20 protein-coding genes are annotated in these 24,285 nt (G+C 43.8%); 8 read left to right on the top strand and 12 right to left on the bottom strand.

All coding sequences use genetic code 11. From position 1 onward, the window contains the following. Positions 1–3 precede the first annotated feature (3 nt). Positions 4–447, top strand: a complete 444-nt coding sequence (locus tag OCV96_RS15995) for a hypothetical protein (RefSeq protein WP_015534247.1) — start codon at positions 4–6, stop codon at positions 445–447. 161 nt (positions 448–608) lie between these two features. Further along, positions 609–893, top strand: coding sequence for a hypothetical protein (locus OCV96_RS15990; RefSeq protein ID WP_015534248.1), 285 nt, complete (start codon positions 609–611; stop codon positions 891–893). 142 nt (positions 894–1,035) lie between these two features. Here OCV96_RS15990 and rlmD read toward each other — a convergent pair whose 3' ends face one another. From rlmD to OCV96_RS15970, 4 genes are all read right to left on the bottom strand, one after another. Next, positions 1,036–2,805: a 23S rRNA (uracil(1939)-C(5))-methyltransferase RlmD gene (gene rlmD / locus OCV96_RS15985; protein ID WP_262594923.1), complete on the bottom strand. Its 1,770-nt coding sequence runs from the start codon at positions 2,803–2,805 to the stop codon at positions 1,036–1,038. A 102-nt stretch (positions 2,806–2,907) separates the two neighbouring features. Next, positions 2,908–4,074 (bottom strand): FprA family A-type flavoprotein, encoded by a 1,167-nt coding sequence (locus OCV96_RS15980; protein ID WP_262594921.1) that lies wholly within the window; start codon positions 4,072–4,074, stop codon positions 2,908–2,910. Between the two features lie 54 nt (positions 4,075–4,128). After that, positions 4,129–5,076, bottom strand: coding sequence for a 3'-5' exoribonuclease YhaM family protein (locus OCV96_RS15975; protein ID WP_119623175.1), 948 nt, complete (start codon positions 5,074–5,076; stop codon positions 4,129–4,131). A 26-nt stretch (positions 5,077–5,102) separates the two neighbouring features. Further along, entirely contained in the window at positions 5,103–6,461 is a 1,359-nt protein-coding gene (locus OCV96_RS15970; protein WP_119623174.1) for a S1C family serine protease, read from the bottom strand. Positions 6,462–7,050: 589 nt separating this feature from the next. Between OCV96_RS15970 and OCV96_RS15965 the strand changes: the two genes are divergently transcribed. Genes OCV96_RS15965 through OCV96_RS15955 form a run of 3 tightly spaced genes read left to right on the top strand, consistent with a single transcriptional unit; the run spans position 7,051 to position 11,610 of the window. Next, on the top strand, positions 7,051–9,432 hold the full coding sequence (locus OCV96_RS15965; protein ID WP_119623173.1) for an endonuclease MutS2: 2,382 nt from the start codon (positions 7,051–7,053) through the stop codon (positions 9,430–9,432). Between the two features lie 24 nt (positions 9,433–9,456). Then, on the top strand, positions 9,457–10,158 hold the full coding sequence (locus tag OCV96_RS15960) for a response regulator transcription factor (RefSeq protein WP_118501520.1): 702 nt from the start codon (positions 9,457–9,459) through the stop codon (positions 10,156–10,158). 24 nt (positions 10,159–10,182) lie between these two features. Then, entirely contained in the window at positions 10,183–11,610 is a 1,428-nt protein-coding gene (locus tag OCV96_RS15955; protein ID WP_118537088.1) for a HAMP domain-containing sensor histidine kinase, read from the top strand. Between the two features lie 36 nt (positions 11,611–11,646). Here OCV96_RS15955 and OCV96_RS15950 read toward each other — a convergent pair whose 3' ends face one another. The 8 genes from OCV96_RS15950 to dnaA all read right to left on the bottom strand — a co-directional run bounded on the left by OCV96_RS15950 (position 11,647) and on the right by dnaA (position 22,954). Continuing rightward, positions 11,647–12,387 carry a DUF8091 domain-containing protein gene (locus tag OCV96_RS15950; protein WP_118537239.1) on the bottom strand — a complete coding sequence of 247 codons (741 nt, stop codon included), beginning with the start codon at positions 12,385–12,387 and terminating at the stop codon, positions 11,647–11,649. Positions 12,388–12,401: 14 nt separating this feature from the next. Then, positions 12,402–13,580 (bottom strand): cation:proton antiporter, encoded by a 1,179-nt coding sequence (locus tag OCV96_RS15945; protein ID WP_118668390.1) that lies wholly within the window; start codon positions 13,578–13,580, stop codon positions 12,402–12,404. Positions 13,581–13,818: 238 nt separating this feature from the next. Next, positions 13,819–16,419 (bottom strand): DNA gyrase subunit A, encoded by a 2,601-nt coding sequence (gene gyrA / locus OCV96_RS15940; protein WP_118668391.1) that lies wholly within the window; start codon positions 16,417–16,419, stop codon positions 13,819–13,821. A gap of 86 nt (positions 16,420–16,505) precedes the next feature. Next, positions 16,506–18,734, bottom strand: a complete 2,229-nt coding sequence (gene gyrB, locus OCV96_RS15935) for a DNA topoisomerase (ATP-hydrolyzing) subunit B (protein ID WP_262594947.1) — start codon at positions 18,732–18,734, stop codon at positions 16,506–16,508. A gap of 33 nt (positions 18,735–18,767) precedes the next feature. Beyond that, entirely contained in the window at positions 18,768–19,919 is a 1,152-nt protein-coding gene (recF, locus tag OCV96_RS15930; RefSeq protein ID WP_118501514.1) for a DNA replication/repair protein RecF, read from the bottom strand. Between the two features lie 10 nt (positions 19,920–19,929). After that, positions 19,930–20,136, bottom strand: a complete 207-nt coding sequence (locus OCV96_RS15925; RefSeq protein ID WP_117466808.1) for an RNA-binding S4 domain-containing protein — start codon at positions 20,134–20,136, stop codon at positions 19,930–19,932. Positions 20,137–20,159: 23 nt separating this feature from the next. Continuing rightward, entirely contained in the window at positions 20,160–21,269 is a 1,110-nt protein-coding gene (gene dnaN / locus OCV96_RS15920; protein WP_022311905.1) for a DNA polymerase III subunit beta, read from the bottom strand. 320 nt (positions 21,270–21,589) lie between these two features. Beyond that, positions 21,590–22,954 (bottom strand): chromosomal replication initiator protein DnaA, encoded by a 1,365-nt coding sequence (gene dnaA, locus OCV96_RS15915; RefSeq protein WP_262594919.1) that lies wholly within the window; start codon positions 22,952–22,954, stop codon positions 21,590–21,592. A 556-nt stretch (positions 22,955–23,510) separates the two neighbouring features. Here dnaA and rpmH point away from each other — a divergent pair. The 3 genes from rpmH to yidD are packed head-to-tail and all read left to right on the top strand — an operon-like array spanning position 23,511 to position 24,274. Then, positions 23,511–23,645 (top strand): 50S ribosomal protein L34, encoded by a 135-nt coding sequence (gene rpmH / locus OCV96_RS15910; RefSeq protein ID WP_022154017.1) that lies wholly within the window; start codon positions 23,511–23,513, stop codon positions 23,643–23,645. Positions 23,646–23,697: 52 nt separating this feature from the next. After that, a complete protein-coding gene (gene rnpA, locus OCV96_RS15905; RefSeq protein ID WP_022311903.1) occupies positions 23,698–24,051 on the top strand; it encodes a ribonuclease P protein component in 354 nt (117 codons plus the stop codon). Between the two features lie 13 nt (positions 24,052–24,064). After that, positions 24,065–24,274 (top strand): membrane protein insertion efficiency factor YidD, encoded by a 210-nt coding sequence (gene yidD / locus OCV96_RS15900; protein ID WP_227064450.1) that lies wholly within the window; start codon positions 24,065–24,067, stop codon positions 24,272–24,274. The last annotated feature ends 11 nt before the right edge of the window (positions 24,275–24,285 follow it).

Genomic DNA, 24,285 nt, shown 5'->3' with positions numbered 1-24,285 from the left:
CCAATGAAGAAATATATTTCTGTATTCACAATCATGATTATGATTTTTTTGGCTGCGTGTTCTAATCAAAATACCTCATCTACACCGACAAGCAATGAGAACAATACGCAATCTAATAGTGTTACAAAATTGGACGAGGGTGTTTGGCCTGAGAATGAGTACACAGAGGGGCTTCCTGTTGCGCCTGGTACGGTTGCATGGGCTACACTTGATACAGAACATGAGAATTGTAATATCAACCTTACCGGTATTAGCGAAAACGACTATAACGAGTATATGGAGCTTTTGAACCAAGAAGGCTTTTCCGTAATTGAAAATGTGTCAGAGGAAATCGAGGGAGAAAACTATGTTTCTATCGGGACACTTTTATCAAACGACGAAAAGTGGTTAAGTATCAGCTACATACCCAATAGTCTAACTATCTACATTTCCTTTGACAATAACTGAAAGAGATCACGGAATAGCAAAGCCAGCCGAGCCAGTCAACGGTCAAGATGAACGGCGCAAGCGCCGCCGTTGACAGCCCCGCCCGCCTTTGCAGATAGGCAATCAAGGGGCGACAGCAAGGAGTGCTGCCGCCCACAGTATTATCAGAGAGGGAGAATTCTATGAGAAATCGGATTGTAAAAGTGACAGAAGTTGTAGTCAGAAGCGCTTTTTACATCATCTCAAACTATGTATTTGTTAGCATGGGACTATCATTTCATACTCAATGGATTTCAATTCTATTTTTGCTTTCAATGGTATGGTCTACTATTGATTACGGAAAGTCCATAAATGAAATAATCGAAAAAAAGGTAATTGCTGAAATACTATGTATATGTTGCATTGCACTGAGTATAGCGATGGCATATTTTGTGGGATATATTCAAGGAGCATTCGTTTCCCTCTGAAAATACAGGGCCACAACTTTCCGCTTAATATATCAGTATGGAACAAGTTATCAAAAAGTCATGAATGCTCGTAGCTCACCGGCCCGGCCAGCAAAAGCAGTAAATCTGAAATTGATTTACTGCTTTTTTGCTCAATAGACTCTTAAATCATCTGAAAATATTTCAACGCATCCCTGATCGCCGCTTCCTTCTCCGGCGGACATTTTGGCACTTTGGCATCTTCCTTCTTTGACAGGTTATAATTTTGCCCCACATCCAGCCCGCACTTGCGCTTTATCTGTGAGATGTACAGGGAAGATACCTTCAAACCGGTATGCTCCAACACATACGCCTTGATCTGTTCATAAGTCGCGTCCTTCTGGAAGCCGGACATATCCATATCTTCCAGCGAGAACTCCACCCGCACCTTCTTCGAGTCGATTTCTCCCTTGGAAAGCAAAACAACCGTCTCCACATGCACAGTCATTCCAAACTGGTCCACGCCCCGGACCTTCCGAATCTCATATCCACCATCGCAGAGGATCTTCAGGTCTCTGGCAAGGGTGGCGGAGTCGCAGCTGACGTATACGATGCGTTCGGGCTGCATGCGGAGCATGGTGTTTAAGCAGGCATCATCACAGCCTTTTCGGGGTGGATCCACGACAATCACATCCGGATGGAGCATTTCATCGGAAGATGCTTCTGTGGTTGCCTTTTTGTAGAATTCCGGCAGGACTTCCTCTGCTTTTCCCACAAAAAACTCAGCATTTTCAATATGATTTCTCTTTGCATTCTCTCTGGCATCGTCGATGGCCTGGGGGATGATCTCCACGCCGCACACCTTTTTGGCTTTACCCGCCAGGAAGAGAGAGATGGTTCCGATACCACAGTAGAGATCCCAAACGGTCTCTTTTCCGGTCAGTCCCGCATATTCCAGTGCCAGGCTATAGAGTTTTTCAGTCTGAACAGGGTTTACCTGATAGAAGGAGAGGGGAGAGATCTTGAAGGTTAATGCATCCCCGGTATAAGGGTAATTTTCTTTCTGCATGTCCCTTACGTGAATCGTATCCTCAATGGTGCTCTCACCCCAGAGATTATGGATCTCGGTACCCATGATCACATTGGTTTTCTCGGTATTGATACTGACTGACACACTCGTCATACCTTTTATTTCTGCCAGTGCTGCCAGTAATTCTCCCTGATTTGGTAAAAACTCATTCGTATTCTTCTGTACTCCGGCAGTATGGTATGACATTTTTGTCATATTCTTATTAATGACCAGACATACCATCAACTGTCCACTGGTGAATCCTTTCCGGATCAATACATGACGTACCAAGCCTTTTCCTGTGACTTCGTCATAGGCGGTTACTTTATTTTTCCGCATATAAGAGAGTATGGTTTCGAGGATCTGCTGATTCTCAGAAGCACCGAGGGCGCAGTCTGTATTGGCAATGATGGTATGGGTGCGTCCGGCATAGAAACCGGTGATGACATTACCGTCTCTATCAGTTCCTATTGGGTACTGTGCTTTATTACGATAGTGGAAGGGTTCCTCCATGCCTACAATAGGCTGCATGCGTTCATCAATGTATTCCGCATCAAACCCACCGATCCGGATCAGATGATTGCGGATCTTCTGTTCCTTGAAATGCAGCTGCTCGGAGTAGGAGAGTGCCTGCAGCTGGCAGCCGCCGCACTGTCTGTGGTATGCACATTTCGGTTCCACACGAAAAGGAGAAGGCTGTAACACCTTCTCTAATCTGGCATAAGCGTAGTGCTTTTTACTTTTTATGATCTTGGCTTCCACCTGATCGCCGATAACGGCATCTTTGATAAAGAGGGTAAAACCGTCTACTTTACCGATTCCTTCTCCGTCACTTCCCATATCCTCTATGGTCACCGTTACACAATCATTCTTTTTAAATTCCATAAATATCCTTATGCCTTTCCGTAACCTGCAAACTTTTTTGTACTTTAGTGCCATATTCTAAAATAGCTTACGCAGGCTCTTGTTTGCGTGTGAAAAATTTTCTCAGCAAAGTTCCTCAGCGAGTTTTCCGATCTCGCTCTTGTTCTGCGCATTCATGGCAGACTTGATGCTAACTGTAGTCTCCGTAAATGTCAGATTCTTGCTTTTTTCAAACATTCCAAGGATCAGTTTGCCTGCCATGGGTGCCCAGGTGCCGTTCTCAATGATTGCCACCTTACGATTCTGGTAATTACGCTCGGTCAGACCTTCGATAAAACTGCGCATGCAGGGGAAAAGGTCTCCATTATAAGTAATACCCGACAGCACCAGTCTGTCATAACGGAAAGCATCGGCAACAACTTTTGCCTTATCGCATCTTGCCAGATCATATAGTACTGTTTTCTGTCCTTTTTCCTGTAAAACATCCGCCAGATACTCCGCAGCATTTCTGGTATTGCCATAGACAGAAGCATAAGCAATTACCACTCCGGATTCTTCCGGCTGATAGGAAGACCACTTATCATATTTTTCCAGATAGAATCCCAGATTCTCCTTAAGTACCGGACCGTGAAGAGAGCAGATGGTCTGAATGTCCAGTCCTGCCGCTTTTTTCAGAACCGCCTGTACCTGGGGACCATATTTTCCGACAATACCGATATAGTAGCGGCGGGCTTCATTCGCCCATTCTTCCTCTACGTCCAAAGCACCGAATTTACCGAAACCATCTGCCGCAAACAGTATTTTCTCGGTTGCTTCATAAGTCATCATAACCTCCGGCCAATGCACCATGGGAGCATAGACAAAATGCAGGCTGTGCTGTCCAAGCTCCAGGACACCATCATTCGCCGCAACGATGTGTTGTTCCGCAGGTAATCCCTGCACGGCGAAAAACTCCGGGAAAAACTGTTCCATGAACTGGAATCCCTTCGCTGTGGATACCACTGTGGTTTTGGGATATTTTTTTAAGAAAGCAGGAATGCTGGCGGAATGATCCGGCTCCATATGTTGAATCACAAGATAATCCGGTGTTTTTCCGGAAAGTACCTGTTCTACATTGTTCAGCCATTCTTCGGTAAAAAATCCATCCACCGTATCCATAACGGCGATTTTCTCATCCAGGATCACATAGGAATTGTAAGACATTCCATTCGGAACCTTATACTGTCCCTCGAACAAATCCACCTGATGGTCGTTTACACCCACATATTTTACACATGTACTGATCTCCATATTCTTCCTCTCTTTCCTGTCTGTTCACAGAATTTATAGTATTTATCCTGTCATTTACTCCATTCTGGTAGCCCGCAGATTAGATTCAAACAATCTGTTGTAACCCAGCCAGCCACTGTTTTCACTGTTGTTTTCCAAAATTTCCTTAAAGGTCTCCATCTTGGCATCGGTATCATCCGCATAATTCAGAGCCACTGCCTCGATCAGCGCCGGCACCTTGGGAGATCCGTATTCCAATTTACCATGATGTGCCAGAATGCAGTGCTGTAATTCTGCCAGGAGATTGTGCGGGAATCCGTCGATCTTAGCGGCACGTTCCCCAAGCATCTGTGCGCCCATCACGATATGTCCCAATAACTGTCCGTCATCGGTATAATCGTTTACCGGAAAAGCGGAAATCTCTTTTACCTTTCCGATATCATGGCACATAGCCGCCGTCAGAAGCAGATCTCTCTGTAAAATAGGATAAGCAGAGCAGTAGTAGTCACACAGCTTGGTAACTCCTAAGGTATGCTCCAGCAATCCGCCCACGAAACCATGATGCACTGTCTTGGCTGCGGAAGAATTACAGAACTTCTTCACGAAATCGGCATCCTCGATAAACAGATCCTGCAACAGCTGATGCAGATAAGTATTCTTAATGCTTCCGATCAAAGTCTTTAACTCATTATACATCGTGTCGATGCCCTTGGAACTCACCGGCAGATAATCGGAAGGATTGTATTCTCCCTCGCGGCAGACACGGATCCGCTTCACGCTGATCTGTAACTGTCCCTGGAAATTCGTCACATCACCGTATACTTCTATGTAATCCAGATCATCATAATCTCCGATGCCCGGATTGTTCGGCTCCCATACCTTGGCATCAATGGTTCCGGTCTTATCCTGCAGAATCACGCTTTCATAGGGTTTACCGTTTTTGGTTACAGCCTCCTGCTTATGCTTGCACAGATAAATATCAAATACTCTGTCGCCTTCTTTTAACTCTTTAATGAATTTCATATTGTTGTCCAAACCTTTCTGTCAATCTATTTCAACACCGTTAATGTGATGTCGAATTTCATCTCTTTATATTCCTGCTGTGACTGCCGCATAATCGTCAGTTCTACACTATCTCCCGGTTTCATACTGAGCAGAGAGTTCGTATACTCGTCAAAGCTGACGATCACATGTTCACCGAATCCTGTGATGACATCTCCCTGCTGGATTCCCGCCAACATAGCGGGAGAGTCCATTTCCACCTCTGTAATATAAGCACCGTAGGGAACTCCCAGTTCACTGTTGGCTTCTTCGGTGACACCCACACCCTTCAGACCCAGATATGCAAATTTTTCCCCGTTTGACATTTTCTCAATATGGCGCTTTAATTCCGTAATGCCGTAAGCACATACCATATTTTTCATATCCGTGGCAGACTTGCCATTTGTAATGATACCGATGACCTGTCCCTGGAGATTAAACAATACACCGCCTGCATTCTGACTTCCTACAATATTGGTCTGCAGAATCCGGTAAGTGGTATCCGATACCGCCGACTCACTGGCGGAAGAGGTAATGATACCATAGCCCACGGAACCGTTGGTACCCATGGGGCGTCCCAAAGCCACCACCGGAAGTCCGGCAATATCTTTGATATTAGAAGATCCAAAAGTAGCGATCGTAATATCATTCTTCAGAAAATCTTCATTCAGAGTATCCAGTTCTACAGCAATCACAGCCAGACCTGTAGTCTCATCTTTTTCCTTCAAAGATGCATCTGCCTGGGTGCCCTCGTTGAATGTGACAATGATGTCATCTGCTTGTTTTACCGGAGAATAATCGGTTAAAATCAGTAATTGCTTTCCATTTTGCGCTATGATCACACCGGATGACTGATTTTTGCTCTCATTTACATTATTGAACCAGTCCACACCGGATGACACTCCTGTCACAGTGACCATGGAGCGATTCATCTCTGCTACATACTGGGCAAGAGCACTGTAAATCTGTTTGTAATTGTCCAGATTCAATATGATCCCGGATAACAGTTCCCGGATCTGTTCCTGTTCCATGACTTCACTGGGAGCAGAAGAGGACTGGCTACTCTGGTTCTCCTGCTGCATATTCTCCGCTAACATCTGTTCCGGAGACATTTCGTCCTGATCTTCCGGGAATACCACGACCTGCGGTTCCTCCTCCGGATACAGCCAGTTACTGATTACCGGTTCCAATACCAGAAATGTGAAACATGCTACCAGACCGAAAATCACTGCCATAGAAGCCGTGATCAAAGTCCTGCGCAACAGCTTTTTCTTATTTACCGGACGTTCCTTGATTTTTTCTATCATAAATTTTTTCTCAGAAACGTCATTTTGTTCCTTCTGCTTATTTTCTTGGGAATCCGCCATAAATATGCCTCCTCTGCTGCCTACAGATACCTCGGCTTTTCCTTAGGACTCTAATATCTCAATTATACAAAACTGTACCCAAAAACGCAACTGAATGGTATAATGTGAATTAGCATTGAGCAGTACCAAAATCGAGAGATGTCAATTCGACTGCTTGCAGCCGAAATTGACAGATCCGATTTTGATAGGGCGATAGCCCGACAGCAAGGAAATGCGAAGCATTTTCGAGCTTGTACTACATGAGCAAGAAGGGCGATAGCCCGGATTGCGAATGGATGTAACGATTTCGAGAGTGCGCAGCACGAAGAAATCGTGTTATTATGTAAACCAGCATTGAGCAGTACCAAAATCGAGAGATGTCAATTCGACTGCTTGCAGCCGAAATTGACAGATCCGATTTTGATAGGGCGAAAGCCCGACAGCAAGGAAATGCGAAGCATTTTCGAGCTTGTACTACATGAGCAAAAAGGGCGATAGCCCGGATTGCGAATGGATGTAACGATTTCGAGAGTGCGCAGCACGGAGAATCGTGTTATTGTAAGTTCGGCAGTGAGCTTATATTGCGAATATTTTATTTAAGGAGTCCCATATGAACACAAAAGTACTCACTACTTTAGAATATACGAAAATCATCGACCTTCTCACAGAGAAGGCCGACTCCGAGCCCGGTAAAAAACTATGCAGAGAGCTGGTGCCTTCTACCGACCTTTCCGCCATCAGAACAGCCCAGCGGGAGACCAAAGATGCCTTGGCCCGTCTCTTCCGTATTGGAAGCACCTCTTTTGGCAGCAACAGAGATCTAGGATTTTCGATCCGTTCTCTGGAAATCGGCAGTTCTCTGTCTATGTCCGAACTGCTGAAGCTGGCATCTTTTCTGGACAACGTCAACCGAATCAAGACCTACGGGAAAAAAGAGCGTGAAGACCTCCCAAATGACAGTCTGGATGCCTACTTTGAAGGCCTTACTCCTATGACACAGCTGGCTAACGAAATCAACCGCTGTATCCTGTCGGAAGAAGAGATGGCTGATGATGCCAGCCCAAGATTAAAGAGTATCCGTCGTTCCAAGCTGTCCACCAACGAAAAGATCCACAGCCAGCTGACCTCTATGGTAAATGGCGCTTACCGTACCTTTTTACAGGATGCAGTCATTACCATGCGTGATAACCGCTACTGTATCCCCGTAAAAGCCGAATATAAGAGCCAGGTGAGCGGTATGGTGCATGACCAGTCCTCCACCGGTTCCACCTTTTTCATCGAGCCGGCTGCTGTCGTGAATCTGAACAACCAGTTAAAAGAACTGGATCTGCAGGAGCAGGAGGAGATTGAAGTTATTCTTGGTGATCTGAGCAGTCAGGCTGCTGTTCATACCTCAGAGCTTGCTGCGGATCAGAAGATCATGACTACGCTGGACTTTATTTTTGCCAAGGCAAAACTCGCCATGGAACAGAATGCCACAGAGCCTATTTTCAACACTGAGCATTACATCCAGATCCGTAAGGGCCGTCATCCACTGTTGGATAAGAAAAAGGCTGTTCCCATTGATGTCCGTCTGGGGAAAGATTTTGACTTGTTGGTGATCACAGGTCCCAATACCGGTGGTAAGACCGTGTCTCTGAAGACAGTGGGACTTTTTACTCTGATGGGACAGGCGGGACTGCATATTCCGGCACTGGATCGTTCCGAACTGTCCATTTTCTCGGAAGTTTATGCAGATATCGGGGATGAGCAGAGTATTGAGCAGAGTTTGTCCACATTTTCTTCTCATATGACCAGAGTTGTCCACATTTTGCAGCACGCAGATGCGGATTCCCTGTGTTTATTTGATGAACTCGGTGCCGGAACAGATCCTACGGAGGGTGCCGCTCTGGCAATTGCTATTTTAAATTATCTGCATGACCGTGGCATCCGCACTATGGCTACCACGCATTACAGCGAGCTGAAAATCTATGCACTTTCCACTAATTTCGTAGAAAATGCATGCTGTGAATTTGATGTGGAGACCCTTCGCCCCACCTACCGTCTGCTCATCGGTATTCCCGGTAAAAGTAATGCTTTCGCCATTTCTTCCAAGCTGGGACTGTCCGATGAGATCATCAATGCCGCGAAAGAACAGATCAGCAAAGAAGACGAAAGCTTTGAAGACGTCATCGCAGATCTGGAACAGAGCCGCGTAACCATTGAAAAAGAACAGCAGGAGATTGCAGAATATAAGGAACGGATCCGCACGTTACAGGAACAGTTACAGAGGAAAAACGAGAAAATCGATCAGGCAAAGGATAAGATTCTGCGGGATGCCAATGAAAAAGCAAGAGCCATCCTTCAGGAAGCAAAGGATGTAGCCGACGAAACCATCCGTGATTTCAATAAAGTAGGCGCTTCCGCCGACATCAAGGAACTAGAGAAAAAGAGACAGAAGGTTCGTGACAAGATCAACGAAAAGAATGGAAAATTGGCTCTTGGTAATAACCAAAAGAAGCCGGCCAACCAGAAGACTGTGGATCCCAAGAAACTGAAAAAAGGAGATTCCGTAAAGATCATTTCCATGAATCTGAAAGGAATTGTGAATACACTGCCGGATGCCAGGGGCAACCTCTTCGTACAATGCGGAATTATGAGAATGCAGACGAATATTAACGATCTCGTACCGGTAAAAGAAGAGACCATTACAGCACCTGCCCTGCAGCGTACCAACACCGGCAAGTTGAAAATGTCCAAGTCCTTCTCCGTGTCCTCCGAGATAAACCTTTTGGGATGTACGGTAGATGAAGCCATTGCAAAACTGGATAAATACCTGGATGACGCTTATCTGGCTCATCTCCCCAGTGTGAGAGTCGTGCACGGAAAAGGCACCGGTGCTCTGCGCAGTGCCGTACAGTCTCACTTAAAACGTCTGAAATACGTCAAAGAATACCGGTTGGGTGAATATGGTGAAGGCGATGCCGGTGTAACCATTGTTACTTTTAAATAATAACTGACAGGAGGCCTATACTACATGGTAAGTAAACAGAAAATTCTCATTGTAGATGATGATAATAATATTGCGGAACTGATCTCCCTATATCTGACGAAGGAATGTTTTGATACCATGATCGTCAATGACGGAGAATCCGTGATGCCGGCTATGGAGACCTTTGCTCCGAATCTGATTCTGTTGGATCTGATGCTTCCCGGCATTGATGGTTATCAGGTGTGTAGAGAGGTCAGGGCACAATACTCCGTTCCCATCATCATGCTCTCCGCAAAAGGTGAAGTCTTCGACAAAGTATTGGGACTGGAGCTGGGTGCGGATGATTATATGGAAAAACCTTTTGATTCCAAGGAACTGGTGGCCCGTGCCAAAGCAGTCCTCAGACGCTACAAGCCCTCCAATGCCCCCACAGAGAATCCCAATGACAAGTGTGTGGAATATGAGGATCTGACCATTAACCTGACCAATTATTCCGTCATCTATATGGGACACACCGTGGAAATGCCGCCGAAGGAACTGGAGCTTCTCTACTTTTTAGCATCCTCACCGAACCATGTATTCACCAGAGAACAGCTCCTGGATCAGATCTGGGGCTATGAATATATCGGTGATACCCGTACCGTGGATGTGCACATCAAACGTCTCCGTGAGAAGATCAAGGATCATGCCAACTGGAAGATCAGTACCATCTGGGGCATCGGCTATAAATTCGAAGTACGTAATTAAGTCATACCAAAAGCAGGATTTGTTATGAAAAAAACACTTTATCTAAAATTTATACTTGCATATTTTATTTTTGGTGTATTTGGTTTCATCATTGTTACAACCTTTGTTCCCAATATGACCAAAGAACACCTGATCCGGGAAAAGGCAGAAAGTCTCTATTCCGAAGCAACCCTGATCGCTGGAACCTATGCCGGCGGATTGTACACCAGTGAAACAACTTTGGAGACTGTTAAAATGCAGCTGGACTCCCTGGCGGTCTACCTGAATTCCGAGATTCGCATCATCAATCCCTCCGGACGACTGGTACTGGATACCAATAGTCCCTTAGATGTGGAGAATGTGGTAGTCATCGAGAATTTTGATTCGACCGTAACCAGCGGCTCTTATTACATTGTTGGTGATTTCTTCGGTAATTTTGATTCGGATGTACTTACTGTATTTGCTCCCATTACCTCCAACTACAAGGTAAAAGGCTATGTAGTCATCCATACCGATATGAATGATATTCAGAAATCCTGTAACAGCCTGCTGAATATTTCCTATATCACCCTGGCAATCCTGTTCCTGCTATCCCTGATCATTCTGATCTTTTTCACTGAGATCGTATATATTCCTCTGAGGAAGATCACTCATGCCACAGAGCAGTATGCTGCCGGTAATATGCATTATGAATTTCAGGTGGATAGTGAGGATGAAATCGGTTATCTGGCTTCCTGTCTGAATTATATGGCAAGCGAAATTGCCCGTTCCGAGGATGATCAGAAAAAGTTTGTAGCCAATGTATCACACGATTTCCGTTCCCCTCTGACCTCTATAAGAGGATATCTGGAAGCCATGCTGGATGGCACGATTCCACCGGAAATGCACGAAAAATACATTACTATCGTATTGAATGAAACAGAACGACTGACGAAGCTGACCAACAGCCTGCTGACTCTGAATAATCTGAACACCAAAGGAATGCTCTTAGATAAAACAGATTTTGATATCAATCAAGTGATCCGTAATACTGCAAGCACCTTTGAAGGCACCTGTCATAACAAATCTATTGCTATTGAGATGATCCTGACCGGCAATGAAATGTATGTCCATGCAGATATGGGCAAAATCCAGCAGGTACTCTATAATCTCATGGACAACGCCATTAAGTTCAGCCACCATGATTCTGTGATCCACATTGAGACCTCGGAGAAGAAAAATAAATTGTTTGTCTCCGTAAAAGACACAGGAATTGGTATCCCGAAAGAAGATCTGAAGCTGATCTGGGACAGATTTTATAAGTCCGACCTATCCCGAGGCAAGGATAAAAAAGGAACCGGGCTGGGTCTTTCCATTGTAAAAGAAATTATCAATGCTCACAATGAGCATATCAATGTGATCAGTACTCCCGGCGTGGGAAGTGAATTTATTTTCTCCCTGCCGAAATCCCATCAGGAAGACGAAGAGGATTAAGCCATACGACTTAATCCTCTTTTTTCATCTATATATCTATATATCCATGACACGATATAAATAACTGTTTCCCTGTTTTCCGATTCGTTCCACCGTTCCCATTTCCAACAGAATATTCAATACGGTCTGAGCCAGTGAGAGAGGGATGTGGGCGGCTTTTGCAAAATCTTTACTGTGAAAAGGTTCTTCCAGCTCATAGGGCACAAATTGCAGATAATCCTCCGGTTGTCTGATTTCCACCTCTTCGATCAGATCCGTAGGAATCCTGTCATACCGTGTGGAGCCCTTTTTCTTATCATGGCTCCAGCCGTTCAACAGCCGGTATTCCTCCATATTCACCAATACGAACTTAAATCGGATATTCGGATCCTTCAGGAACATTTTGATCTTATATAGTTCCTTAAAAGCCTGATAGGTGCAGCCTTTTTTCGGTGATTTCCGTTTTTTACTCAGTTCTCCGCTGTCTTCATCGATCCAGATCAGCCATTTTTCATAAGGGATCGGATAGACAATAGTCACAGGATATAAAGGAAGAAAGGTCTGCAATTTTCCCCGCATCCGGTTAAACTGTCTCGTCTGAATCTCTATGATCTCTCCATCCCTATAAATATCCGCTACATAATTCTCTATGGGAATCTCCTGATGATCCTCGTCCGGCTCATAATAGTCCTTAAAAATAGCATGAACCGTCTTCTCTGAGAGAGTTCCGATTCCCAGTCTCTGACGGTCCACGCCTATTATTTTTCTCTTAGCTTCTTCAAAACGCTTCTGATCCATATGATCCATATTTTTTAATCAATCTCGGCATGCTTCGTATACAGAATCTTAAGCAGGATAGGAGTGGAGATACTGGATACAATGATCAGCAGAATGACTGCTGTAAAGTATTCCGCACCGATCATTCCCACAGACAATCCCTTCTGTGCTACGATCAGGGCAACCTCGCCTCTGGTCATCATACCGACACCGATTTTCAAGGCATCCGGTCCTTTGAATCTGCAGATTCTCGCCATCAGACCACAACCGATGATCTTGCACAGCAGAGCAACAATAACAAATCCGATAGAGAACAGTACAAATTCTCCGTTCAAATGGTCAAAGCTGGTCTTAAGTCCGATACTTGCGAAGAAAATCGGCCCGAAGATCATATAAGAATTGATATCCATCTTCTCGGCTATGTATTCCGAATCCCGAATAGAACACAGGATAATACCTGCCACGTAAGCACCTGTAATATCCGCAATACCGAAGAATACTTCCGCTACATAAGCGAAAATAAAACAGAGCGCCAGACCTAAAATAGGAATACGTCTTGTATGCGGATATTTGTTATCCAGATACTGGAATACCTTGAACAATACAAATCCGACACCAATTGCAAACAGGAAGAACAGAAGAGTAGAAATTACTACACTTCCTGGATTGGAATCCGGATTTTTAAATCCGATGACAAAAGTAAGTACAATAATACCAATGACATCATCGATAATAGCGGCACTCATGATTGTTGTGCCGACTTTACCTTTCAGTTTTCCCAGTTCTTTCAGAGACTGCACAGTAATACTTACACTGGTAGCCGTCATAATGACACCAATAAATACAGCTTCATAGAATTTCTCAGAGCCCCAGGGTGCCACTCCGTAAAATCCCATGTACAACAATGTTCCTCCTACCAAAGGAACAAATACACCAAAGCATGCGATCAGAAATGCCACAAATCCCGTCTTCATGAGATCCCTCAGATTCGTCTCCAGTCCGGCGGAGAACATCAGCAGGATAACACCGATTTCTGCCATCTGGATCAGAAAATCCGATTGTTGCACCAGTCCCAGTACACTGGGTCCGATCAACAGACCGGCAATGATCTCACCTACCACCTGTGGTGCCTTACATTTTCTCGCAATGATACCAAACACCTTGGCAAATATAATAATGATTGCCAGATCTCTGAAAATACTATAAGATTCCATTTTTCATACCCCTCTTTTTCATTTAAGTTATTACATTATAACTTCACGAATTCGTGCTATTGCATTTTACATCCTGCTTTGCAGGATATTCGTTCACTTGTGAGCCTATAAAAACAAATATCTGCTTCGCAGCCGCTTGCTTTTATCTGTGTCTCACTAAATTGAGCACTTTTGTTATATCACATATATATCTTTTTCTGCAATATAAAAAGTGCTCAACTTAATCATTAACTCTTATTTATTCATCATCTTCAGAATCCTCGGTAGGGAAAATCAGATTTTCTTCTGCTTCGTCCTCATCCTCAGAAACAGCTTCCTGTGCTACTTCTTCCATGGCTTCCTCAAGATTGTCGAATTCATGGTCTCCGTTGGAAAGCTTCTCACGTACCTTGGCAATCTGTGCTACCTTTACGCCGTTATCCAGATTGATCAGCTTTACACCTGATGTAATTCTGCTCAAAGTGGAGATATCCTGCACACGCAGCTGAATAATAATTCCTTCGGTAGTGATCATCATGATCTCGTTATCATCATTTACAGCCTTGGCACCTACCACATCACCTGTCTTTTCTACGATCTTGTAGCATTTTACACCCTTACCGCCACGTTTCTGTACGGTAAATTCATCCATATTGGTACGTTTGCCCATACCGTTCTCGGATACGATCAGCAGATCGCTGCCCTGGGTCTGTAACTGCATGCCGATGATCTCATCCCCGGGAGAGAGATTCATACCGATGACACCCATGGACGCTCGGCCGGTGGCCCGGACATCTGTCTCCTGGAAGCGGATACACATACCCTGTTTGGTTACCAGGAATATCTCGCTGTTGCTGTCGGTGATCTTCACCTCGATCAGTTCATCCTCTTCTCTGAGGTTGATAGCGGTCAGTCCGTTCTTTCTGACATTGGAGAACTCCATCAGAGGCGTCTTCTTCACGATACCGGTCTTGGTCACCATAAATAGATTCTTGTCATCACTGTATTCACGGATAGGAATCATTGCGGTGATCTTTTCACCGGGTGCCAGCTGCAAGAGGTTCACGATAGCAGTACCTCTTGCGGTACGGCCTGCCTCCGGGATCTCATATGCTTTTAATCTGTATACTCTTCCCATATTGGTGAAGAAGTTCAGATAATGATGAGTCGTCGTCATCAACAGATCCTCAATGTAATCCTCATCGATGGTCTGCATTCCCTTGATACCTCGGCCGCCGCGGTTCTGTGCTTTGAAATTATCTACGGTCATACGTTTGATATAACCGAGACTGGTCATGGCAATAATAGTATTTTCCCTCGGAATCAGATCCTCCATGGAGATATCCAGTTCGTCATAACCGATCTTACTGCGTCTGTCATCGCCGTATTTCTCAGCGATAGCACTCATTTCTGTCTTAATAACACCTAATAACAGCTTTTCATCTGCCAAAATAGCCTTCAACTCCGCAATTTTTGCTACCAGATCCTGATGCTCGTTTTCCAGTTTCTCTCTTTCCAGACCTGTCAGAGCACGCAGACGCATATCCACAATAGCCTGTGCCTGTACATCAGAAAGTTCAAATCTCTCCATCAAACGTTCTTTTGCAATCTGGGCATTCTGACTGCCACGGATAATAGTAATAACTTCGTCAATGAAGTCCAGAGCCTTTAACAATCCCTGTAAAATATGATCTCTTTCCTCAGCCTTGTTCAGATCATATTTGGTTCTTCTGGTAACCACATCCTCCTGATGTTTCAGGTAATAAGTCAGCATATCCAGCAGATTCATGACCTTAGGCTGATTGTTGATCAGCGCCAGCATGATCACACCAAAAGTATCCTGAAGCTGTGTATGCTTGTACAGCTGATTCAGAATAACATTGGCATTGGCATCCTTACGAAGCTCAATAACCACGCGGACACCTTCACGGTTGGATTCATCACGGATATCTGTGATACCGTCGATCTTTTTCAGTTTTACCAGCTCAGCAATCTTGATGATCAGATTGGCCTTATTGACCATATATGGCAGTTCGGTGGCAATGATCTGGCTCTTACCGTTAGGTAGTGTCTCGATATTGGTCACTGCACGGACTCTGATCTTACCACGGCCGGTACGGTAAGCTTCCTCACAGCCTCTGGTACCCAGAATCAGTCCTCCGGTAGGAAAATCGGGAGCTTTCACAATGGGAAGAATCTCATCGATCGTAGTATCTCTGTCTTCTTCTACACGATTATCAATAATTTTAACAACAGCCTGTACCACTTCACGAAGGTTGTGAGGTGGAATATTGGTAGCCATACCTACGGCAATACCGGTAGTACCGTTGACTAGCAGGTTTGGATAACGGCTGGGCAGTACGACAGGTTCTTTTTCAGTATCATCAAAGTTCGGTACAAAATCTACGGTATTCTTACCGATATCTGCCAGAAGCTCCATGGAAATCTTGGAAAGTCTTGCCTCGGTATAACGCATTGCTGCAGCACCGTCACCATCCATGGAACCGAAGTTACCGTGGCCATCTACCAGAGGATAACGGGTAGACCAGTCCTGTGCCATATTAACCAATGCACCGTAGATGGAGCTGTCACCATGAGGATGATATTTACCCATGGTATCACCGACAATGCGGGCACTCTTACGATGCGGCTTGTCGGGACCATTGTTCAGTTCGATCATGGAATAGAGTACACGTCTCTGTACCGGCTTCAGACCATCCCTCACATCCGGAAGCGCACGGGATGCGATAACACTCATGGCATAGTCGATATAGAAAGTTTCCATTTTTTCTTTCAGATCGACTTCATGGATTTTATCAATCTCAGCCTCCGAAGGCTTATCAAAAATATCGTCGTTCATGTTTCCTCACAATCTGTCGTAAAATACGACTCTCTATTATTAAATACCGTAACTATTCAGAGCCTGATAACGGCTCTGAATAGTTATTAGATGTCCAGATTCTTAACAAACTGAGCATTTTCTTCGATGAATTCTCTTCTGGGTTCTACCTTGTCACCCATCAGTGTGGTAAAGGTCAGATCCAGTTCGGATTCAGTCTCTTCATCGTAGTTTACTCTGAGCAGAATACGTCTCTCCGGATCCATGGTGGTCTCCCAGAGCTGTTCCGCATCCATCTCACCCAGACCTTTGTAACGCTGGATCTTGTTGTTCTGGTCACGACCTACTTCAGAGAGAATGCTGTCCAGTTCTTCATCACTGTAGGCATACCATACCTTCTTGTTCTTCTCCAGCTTATACAGAGGCGGCTTCGCCAGGAATACATGTCCCTGCTTGATCAGCTCCGGCATAAACCGATAGATGAAAGTCAGCAGAAGAGTACTGATATGCGCACCGTCTACATCGGCATCGGTCATCAGAATGATCTTGTTGTAACGAAGCTTGGAAATATCAAAATCCTCATGGATTCCGGTACCAAAAGCAGTGATCATTGCCTTGATCTCAGCATTGGCATAAATCTTATCCAGTCTTGCCTTTTCTACATTCAGTATCTTACCACGCAGGGGCAGGATAGCCTGTGTTGCACGGGAACGTGCTGTCTTTGCACTTCCTCCTGCGGAGTCTCCCTCTACAATGTAAATCTCGCAGTTCTTCGGATCCTTATCGGAACAGTCTGCCAGCTTACCGGGCAGAGCCATGGTATCCAGAGCGGTCTTTCTCCTGGTGAGGTCTCTTGCCTTTCTGGCTGCCTCTCTGGCACGCTGTGCCAGAATCGACTTCTCACAGATGGACTTTGCAATCTGCGGATTCTGCTCTAAGAAATAAGTCAGCTGCTCACTGACAATATTGTCAACAGCGCCTCTTGCCTCACTGTTACCCAGTTTCTGCTTGGTCTGTCCTTCGAACTGAGGATCCTCGATCTTGACACTGACAATGGCAGTCAGGCCCTCACGGATATCTTCACCGGACAGATTCGGCTCACTGTCTTTTAACAGCTTTGCGCTTCTTGCGTAATCGTTAAATGTCTTCGTAATGGCATTACGGAAGCCCTGTAAATGAGTACCTCCCTCGGGAGTATTGATGTTATTTACAAAGCTGAATACGCTCTCGTTATAAGAATCATTGTGCTGGAAGGATACTTCCACGTACACATTATTCTTCTCACCCTCAAAATACAGAATGTTTTCGTATAAAGGCTCCTTACTTTTGTTCAGGTAAGCAACAAATTCCTTGATACCACCTTCATAGTAGAACTCAACGACTTTCTGCTTCTTACCATTTTCCAGAGTAATGGTATGTATCTTACCGATCTTGCCGCCGGTATGGGCTTTGGTGGATTCCTCGGACGTAGCAAAAGCATCTGCAAATGCTTCAGAGTCATTTGCTGTATCCGCAGAAGCTGAAGTTTCTTTGGAAGTCATTGCTTCTGTGGATGCTCCTGCTTCCATGGCATCTTCCTGTGCCCTCTGTAACAGTTCACTGATCTGCTTCTTTTCGTGCTCTGTAGACATAGCTTCCACAGCTGCACTGTCAACGACAGAACCACCTTCCAGAAAAGTTTCCTCTTCAGTACGATTATCTCTTAAAATGATGCGCAGCCCCTTGGTCAGGAATGCCATCTCTCTGAGTCTTCTCTTCAATACATCAAAATCATATACCGTTGTCTCAGTAAAAATCGTATCATCTGGCAGGAAAGTAACTTTCGTTCCGGACTTTTCCATAGGGCAGGTGCCGATTTCTTTCAGAGCATAGCATACATGACCTCTCTCATAACGCTGCTTATATACCTTGCCACCCTGGCAAATTTCTACTTCCAGCCAGTTGGAGAGGGCATTTACAACAGAGGCACCTACACCGTGCAGACCACCGGATACCTTGTATCCCCCACCGCCAAACTTACCGCCGGCATGCAGAATCGTAAATACGACTTCTACTGCAGGGATACCTGCTTTGTGATTGATGCCTACCGGAATTCCTCGTCCGTTATCAATAACGGTGATGGAATTGTCTTCATTGATGGTTACATCAATGGTATCACAGAATCCTGCCAGTGCTTCATCCACCGCATTGTCTACGATCTCATATACCAGATGATGCAGTCCTCTGCTGGATGTGGTACCAATATACATTCCCGGACGCTTTCTTACAGCTTCCAGACCTTCCAATATCTGAATCTGATCCGCGCCATATTCATGTTCTACCGCGGTATTGTTCATATTTTCTTCGCTCATGATTCCTCACATTCTGCCCTACAGGCTGCCAAAATTATACTCATCTGCCGGAGTTTCTTCCGGTTCGGATTTCAGTCCCATATTTTCATTTACACAGGTGACAGTTCCGGCAGATACTTTGAATACCCGGTTGATTTCAAACCGGTTATTTACAAATTCCTCCAGACCGGTACAGGTAATGATGGTCTGAATATCCCCGATACTGTTCAACAGATAGTTTTGCCGGTTACTGTCCAGTTCAGACAATACATCGTCAAGTAATAATACCGGCGTATCTTTTGTAATCCTTTTTACCAGCTCGATCTCAGATAATTTCAGAGAGAGAGCAGCAGTACGCTGTTGCCCCTGGGATCCAAACTTACGGATATCCACGTCCCCTACCAGAAAAGAAAAATCATCTCTGTGGGGTCCCACGGATGTCATCTTTGCCCGCATATCCCGGTCCTGACTGTTTCTCAGCTTACTTTCAAATTCATCCAGTTCCACATCCGGCTCATACTGGATACGGATTTCTTCCCGCCCACCGGACAATTTTTTATGAATCTCATAAATGATCTCATTGAGCTGTTCCACGAACAGCTTTCTTCTCTCTATGATCTTACTTCCGTAAGACACCAGCTGCATATCCCAGATAGTCAGAGTTTCCTTCAGATCCGGATTCATATACATATCTTTGAGAAGCTTGTTACGCTGATTGACAATTTTGTTGTAATGATTGAGATTGTAGAGATAGAAATTGTCCAGCTGGCACAGTTCCATATCTACAAATCTTCTCCGCTCAGAGGGACCATTTTTAATGATTCCCAAGTCTTCCGGAGAGAAAAATACAACATTACAAAGCCCCAGAAGATCCGCTGCTTTCTTGATCTTCTGACCATCTATGGCAATTCCTTTGGATTTGGACTTTCTCAGATGCATATCCACGCGGATCTCTTTGCCGTCCTTTTCCAGATAGGTTCTGATATGGGCCTCTTCCTTGTCGAAATTAACAATTTCTCTGTCCTTGCTTCCCTTATGCGATTTTGTGGTGGCAGCAACATAGATTGCTTCCAGGATATTCGTCTTGCCCTGGGCATTATCACCGTAGAGGATATTCGTCCCCCGGTCAAACTGCAGGACAAGAGAATCATAATTCCTGTAATCTGCCAATTCGATTGATTTGATGATCATAGTAACCTGCTTATTCTATTACGATGGTCTCGCCATCATATTCCACTTTATCTCCGGATACCAGCTTTTTGCCACGCTGTAATTCCGTCTGTCCGTTCACCTTTACCAGGCCATCCTGTACGGCGAACTTGGCATCCACGCCGGATTCTACCACACCGGCTGCCTTTAATGCCTGACCAAGCTTAATATAATCATCCTTTAAACGGATCGTATGCATTGATTTAACCTCTGTTCTTAAGTTTAAGCAACTGTTGTAAAGTTCACGGGAAGGATCAGGTAAATATAGCTTTCCTCTGCATTCTTGATAAAACAGGGTGCCTTGGGATTTACCATATACAGATCCACTTCCTCATCATCGATGACACGGAGAGCATCGATCAGGAACTTGGGGTTGAATCCAATCATCAGATCCTTACCCTGTTTCTGAATATCGATTTCTTCGTTCATGCTTCCCAGAGCGGAATTGATTTTAAGTTCCATTCCACTGTCTGTGATATTTACGATAATAGGTTTCTTATCGCCTTCCTTTACCAGAAGAGTAGCACGATCGATACAGCTTAAGAACTCTTTCTTGTTGACTCTTACTTTGGTCTCATAATCGCTGGAAAGCATCTGGTCGATTTTAAAATATTCTCCCTCGATCAGACGGGATACTACAACGGTCTTATCAAATTCAAATACAATATGTTTTTCCGTAAAGGAAATCGTTACATCACTGTCTGCATCTCCGGGTAAAATCTTACTTACCTCGTTCAGAGTCTTGCCGGGAACAACTACCTTTTTCGGAGAATAGCTGTTCTTCAGCTGGATCTTACGAATGGAGATACGGTGTCCGTCCAGGGACACGATCTTGAACTCTTCTCCGTTAATATCAAAAAGTTCACCTGTCATCAGCTTATTGTTATCATTGTCAGAGATAGAGAAGATGGTCTGTCTTACAACCTCTTTCAGTGTAAACTGACTCATGACAATACTGTCATCTTTTTCTACTGCCGGTAAATAAGAGAAATCTTCACCAGATTTACCGATGATCGTAAATTTTGCTTTTTCACAGGTAATAACTACCTTGAAGGAAGCATCAGTCTCAATGGTAATGTCACTGTCAGGAAGTTTACGTACGATTTCCAGGAACATTTTTGCATCCAGAGCAATGATACCCTTTTCTACGATCTGTCCTTCTATGGTAGTCTCGATACCAAGTTCCATATCGTTGGCAGTTAACTTGATCTCTCCATTGGTAGCATCTACTAAAATACATTCCAGAATAGACATGGTAGTCTTACTGGGAACAGCTTTTGATACAGTTTGTACGCCATTTAAAAGATTGGCTTTCGAACAGACTAATTTCATGTGTGCATAACTTCCTTTCTGGTTGATTTGCGTACGCGCGGATACGCGTTATATAAAAATATTAAAAGAATTTCGTAGTCACCTTAATAAGGGGTGTTGATATGTGCATAACCAGTCTTATTATACTATTTTTCAAGGCAAAATGGAATGGAAATCTTAGTGGATTTGGCAGAATAACCTAAGAATAACTCTCAGATTATTCACACCGTCCAGATTCTGTTCCGTAACCTTAAAACAAGTTATCAACAGGTGAGCACCGTTTATTCCAAAGATATACACAACTTGTCCTCAGAATAAGAAAAATTATTAACAGATATCTTCTAAGAAGGATTTATCTTCTTTGTGATAATATCGATTTTATTACGAAGTTCTTCGTTCGTCTGGATCTCCGCAGACACTTTATTTACGCCGTGAATGATCGTTGTATGGTCTTTTTTGCCCAAAAGCTTTCCTATATTAGTGAAGGAGGTATCCGTCAGCTCTCTGCACAGGTACATTACGACCTGACGGGGCTGTACGAACTCGGAATTTCTCTTCTTGGAAGTAATATCTTCCGGCTTTACGCCAAAATGCTCTGCCACTACATTAATAATGAGAGTAGGAGTGATCTCCTTTGGCTTGTTGGGGTAGATGACATCCTTCAGGGCTTCTTCGGCCAGAGAGAGTGTCAAATCTACCTTATTTAATTTTGCAAAAGCAATGATCTTGTTAAACGCGCCTTCCAGTTCACGAATATTGGATTTAATATTTGTGGCAATGTATTTGATGATCTCTTCATCAATCTGACGATCGTAGGTCTCTGCATTTTTCCGTAAAATTGCCATTCGGGTCTCATAATCGGGCGGCTGGATATCAGCAATCAGGCCCCATTCGAAACGGGAACGGAATCTTTCATCCAGAGTTTCCATTTCCTTGGGCGGTTTATCGGAAGACAGAATGATCTGTTTATGGGCAGCATGCAAGGCATTGAAAGTATGGAAGAATTCCTCCTGGGTACTTTCCTTACCTATAATAAATTGTACGTCATCGACCATGAGAACATCCACGTTACGGTATTTCTCACGCAACTTGGTCATGGAAGCCGCATTACCACTACGAATGGATTCGATTACTTCGTTTGTGAATTCCTCACTGGTAACGTAGAGAACCTTTTTGTCCGGATCCTGTTCTAAAATAAAATGTCCGATGGAATGCATCAGGTGAGTCTTGCCCAGACCGGGACCTCCATATAAATAGAGAGGATTGTAGACTTCTCCCGGAGATTCCGCTACCGCAAGGGATGCGGAATGAGCAAATTTGTTATTACTTCCCACGACAAAGGTATCGAATTTGTACTTAGGGTTCAGATGGGCATCTTCATAATTAATACCATAGATCTGATTGGGAACAGCCATTTCATTCTCAGCAGGTTCTTCTGCCTTGACATCCTTCTCCAGGATAAAGTTGATATCATAAGGATGATCGAACATTTCGGTAATAGTTACCTGAAAAAAGCTCTTATATTTTGATGAAATGTAATTCAGGGCATGGGCCTGGTCCGAGGGAATGATAATGCTCACTACATCATTCACTACATTATGAAACTCCAAAGGCTCCACCCATGTATGATAAGAAATGTCAGAAAGACTGTATTCTCTTCTGACAGCTTCTTTGATAGTTGTCCAGTTTTCTTTGATTGCGTCCATTGATTTCCTCCCGCTAAGAGTCCCACTGTACGAAACTCCATTTCATTGTATAATAGAATTAAAAATAATTCAAATGTAAGTTATGAACAGGTCATGGATAAAGTTATCCACATATTGTTGATAAAGTTGTTCATAACTGGGAATATTAACATTGGATGTGGATAGTGATGTGTATATGTGGATAAATCCGACAAATTTCGAGATATCCACAATTACGGTAAACTTGTCCACTTTTACACCGGGTTTACACAGAATATCCATGTGAAAAAAATAAATATCCACAAATAATCAACAGGCTGTGGATAACTCGTTTGTGGGTAAATATGGTGTATATCTATGTGGATAACTCGATTTAAAAAATTTTATGAATTTCAGAAAGCCCTATTTCTCTTGATTTTTCAGCATTTTTATTGAATTTTGCTTGACATTGACGGGCTTTTACATTACAATCAATATGCTATTTTCCGAAAGGAAGGCGCATTTTTTATGCGTCCAAATGTTGAAAAATATGTTTACCTTTTTATATAAGAAGGTTTAGAGAAGGAGGTGCCTTTCCATGAAGATGACATTTCAGCCTAAAAAGCGTTCCCATTCCAAGGTTCACGGTTTCAGAGCCAGAATGAGTACTCCCGGTGGAAGAAAAGTTTTAGCAGCAAGACGTGCAAAAGGAAGAAAGAAATTATCCGCATAGGTCACAGCAATGTGACCTTTTTTTCTCTTAACTTTCACGGTTGGAGGAGTGCATGCAGTTTTCGGAATCATTAAAAAATAATCAGCAGTTCCGTTTTGTGTACAAGAATGGCAGATCTTATGCCAACAAGTACTTTATCATGTATGTGAAGGAAAATGGCCTTGATAAGAACAGAATCGGAATCAGTGTAAGTAAAAAAGTCGGTAATAGTGTCGTAAGACATAGAATTACCCGACTGGTCAGAGAAAGTTACAGATTACATGAAAGTGTATTCAATAGTGGTTTGGATATGGTAATCATTGCAAGACCGGCCGCAGCTTCTATAGGATATGAAGAAGCGGAAAGTGCGCTGCTGCATCTTGCAAAACTTCATCATCTGATAAAAATCTATTTTTATCAGGATTAAATAAAATTTGTATATGAAAAAATTAGTTATAGCCATGATTAGGTTCTATCAGAAATATATTTCACCGTACAAAGGTACGAAGTGTCCTTATGTTCCCAGTTGTTCTCAATATAGTCTGGAAGCCATTGAAAAATATGGTGTGATCAAGGGAGGACTTCTGGCTGCATGGAGAATTCTTCGATGTAATCCTTTCTCTAAAGGAGGATATGATCCTGTACCTTGAGAATATCCGAT

The sequence above is a fragment of the Waltera acetigignens genome (genome assembly GCF_025567015.1).
GTDB classification, from domain to species: Bacteria; Bacillota; Clostridia; order Lachnospirales; family Lachnospiraceae; genus Acetatifactor; species Acetatifactor acetigignens.
This window is presented reverse-complemented; position numbering and strand designations above follow the sequence as displayed.

Bases quoted from the DNA above. Each gene is read 5' to 3' on its own strand.
- OCV96_RS15995 (WP_015534247.1), top strand. From the start codon at position 4: ATGAAGAAATATATTTCTGTATTCACAATCATGATTATGATTTTTTTG.
- OCV96_RS15990 (WP_015534248.1), top strand. From the start codon at position 609: ATGAGAAATCGGATTGTAAAAGTGACAGAAGTTGTAGTCAGAAGCGCT.
- rlmD (WP_262594923.1), bottom strand. From the start codon at position 2,805: ATGGAATTTAAAAAGAATGATTGTGTAACGGTGACCATAGAGGATATG.
- OCV96_RS15980 (WP_262594921.1), bottom strand. From the start codon at position 4,074: ATGGAGATCAGTACATGTGTAAAATATGTGGGTGTAAACGACCATCAG.
- OCV96_RS15975 (WP_119623175.1), bottom strand. From the start codon at position 5,076: ATGAAATTCATTAAAGAGTTAAAAGAAGGCGACAGAGTATTTGATATT.
- OCV96_RS15970 (WP_119623174.1), bottom strand. From the start codon at position 6,461: ATGGCGGATTCCCAAGAAAATAAGCAGAAGGAACAAAATGACGTTTCT.
- OCV96_RS15965 (WP_119623173.1), top strand. From the start codon at position 7,051: ATGAACACAAAAGTACTCACTACTTTAGAATATACGAAAATCATCGAC.
- OCV96_RS15960 (WP_118501520.1), top strand. From the start codon at position 9,457: ATGGTAAGTAAACAGAAAATTCTCATTGTAGATGATGATAATAATATT.
- OCV96_RS15955 (WP_118537088.1), top strand. From the start codon at position 10,183: ATGAAAAAAACACTTTATCTAAAATTTATACTTGCATATTTTATTTTT.
- OCV96_RS15950 (WP_118537239.1), bottom strand. From the start codon at position 12,387: ATGGATCAGAAGCGTTTTGAAGAAGCTAAGAGAAAAATAATAGGCGTG.
- OCV96_RS15945 (WP_118668390.1), bottom strand. From the start codon at position 13,580: ATGGAATCTTATAGTATTTTCAGAGATCTGGCAATCATTATTATATTT.
- gyrA (WP_118668391.1), bottom strand. From the start codon at position 16,419: ATGAACGACGATATTTTTGATAAGCCTTCGGAGGCTGAGATTGATAAA.
- gyrB (WP_262594947.1), bottom strand. From the start codon at position 18,734: ATGAACAATACCGCGGTAGAACATGAATATGGCGCGGATCAGATTCAG.
- recF (WP_118501514.1), bottom strand. From the start codon at position 19,919: ATGATCATCAAATCAATCGAATTGGCAGATTACAGGAATTATGATTCT.
- OCV96_RS15925 (WP_117466808.1), bottom strand. From the start codon at position 20,136: ATGCATACGATCCGTTTAAAGGATGATTATATTAAGCTTGGTCAGGCA.
- dnaN (WP_022311905.1), bottom strand. From the start codon at position 21,269: ATGAAATTAGTCTGTTCGAAAGCCAATCTTTTAAATGGCGTACAAACT.
- dnaA (WP_262594919.1), bottom strand. From the start codon at position 22,954: ATGGACGCAATCAAAGAAAACTGGACAACTATCAAAGAAGCTGTCAGA.
- rpmH (WP_022154017.1), top strand. From the start codon at position 23,511: ATGAAGATGACATTTCAGCCTAAAAAGCGTTCCCATTCCAAGGTTCAC.
- rnpA (WP_022311903.1), top strand. From the start codon at position 23,698: ATGCAGTTTTCGGAATCATTAAAAAATAATCAGCAGTTCCGTTTTGTG.
- yidD (WP_227064450.1), top strand. From the start codon at position 24,065: ATGAAAAAATTAGTTATAGCCATGATTAGGTTCTATCAGAAATATATT.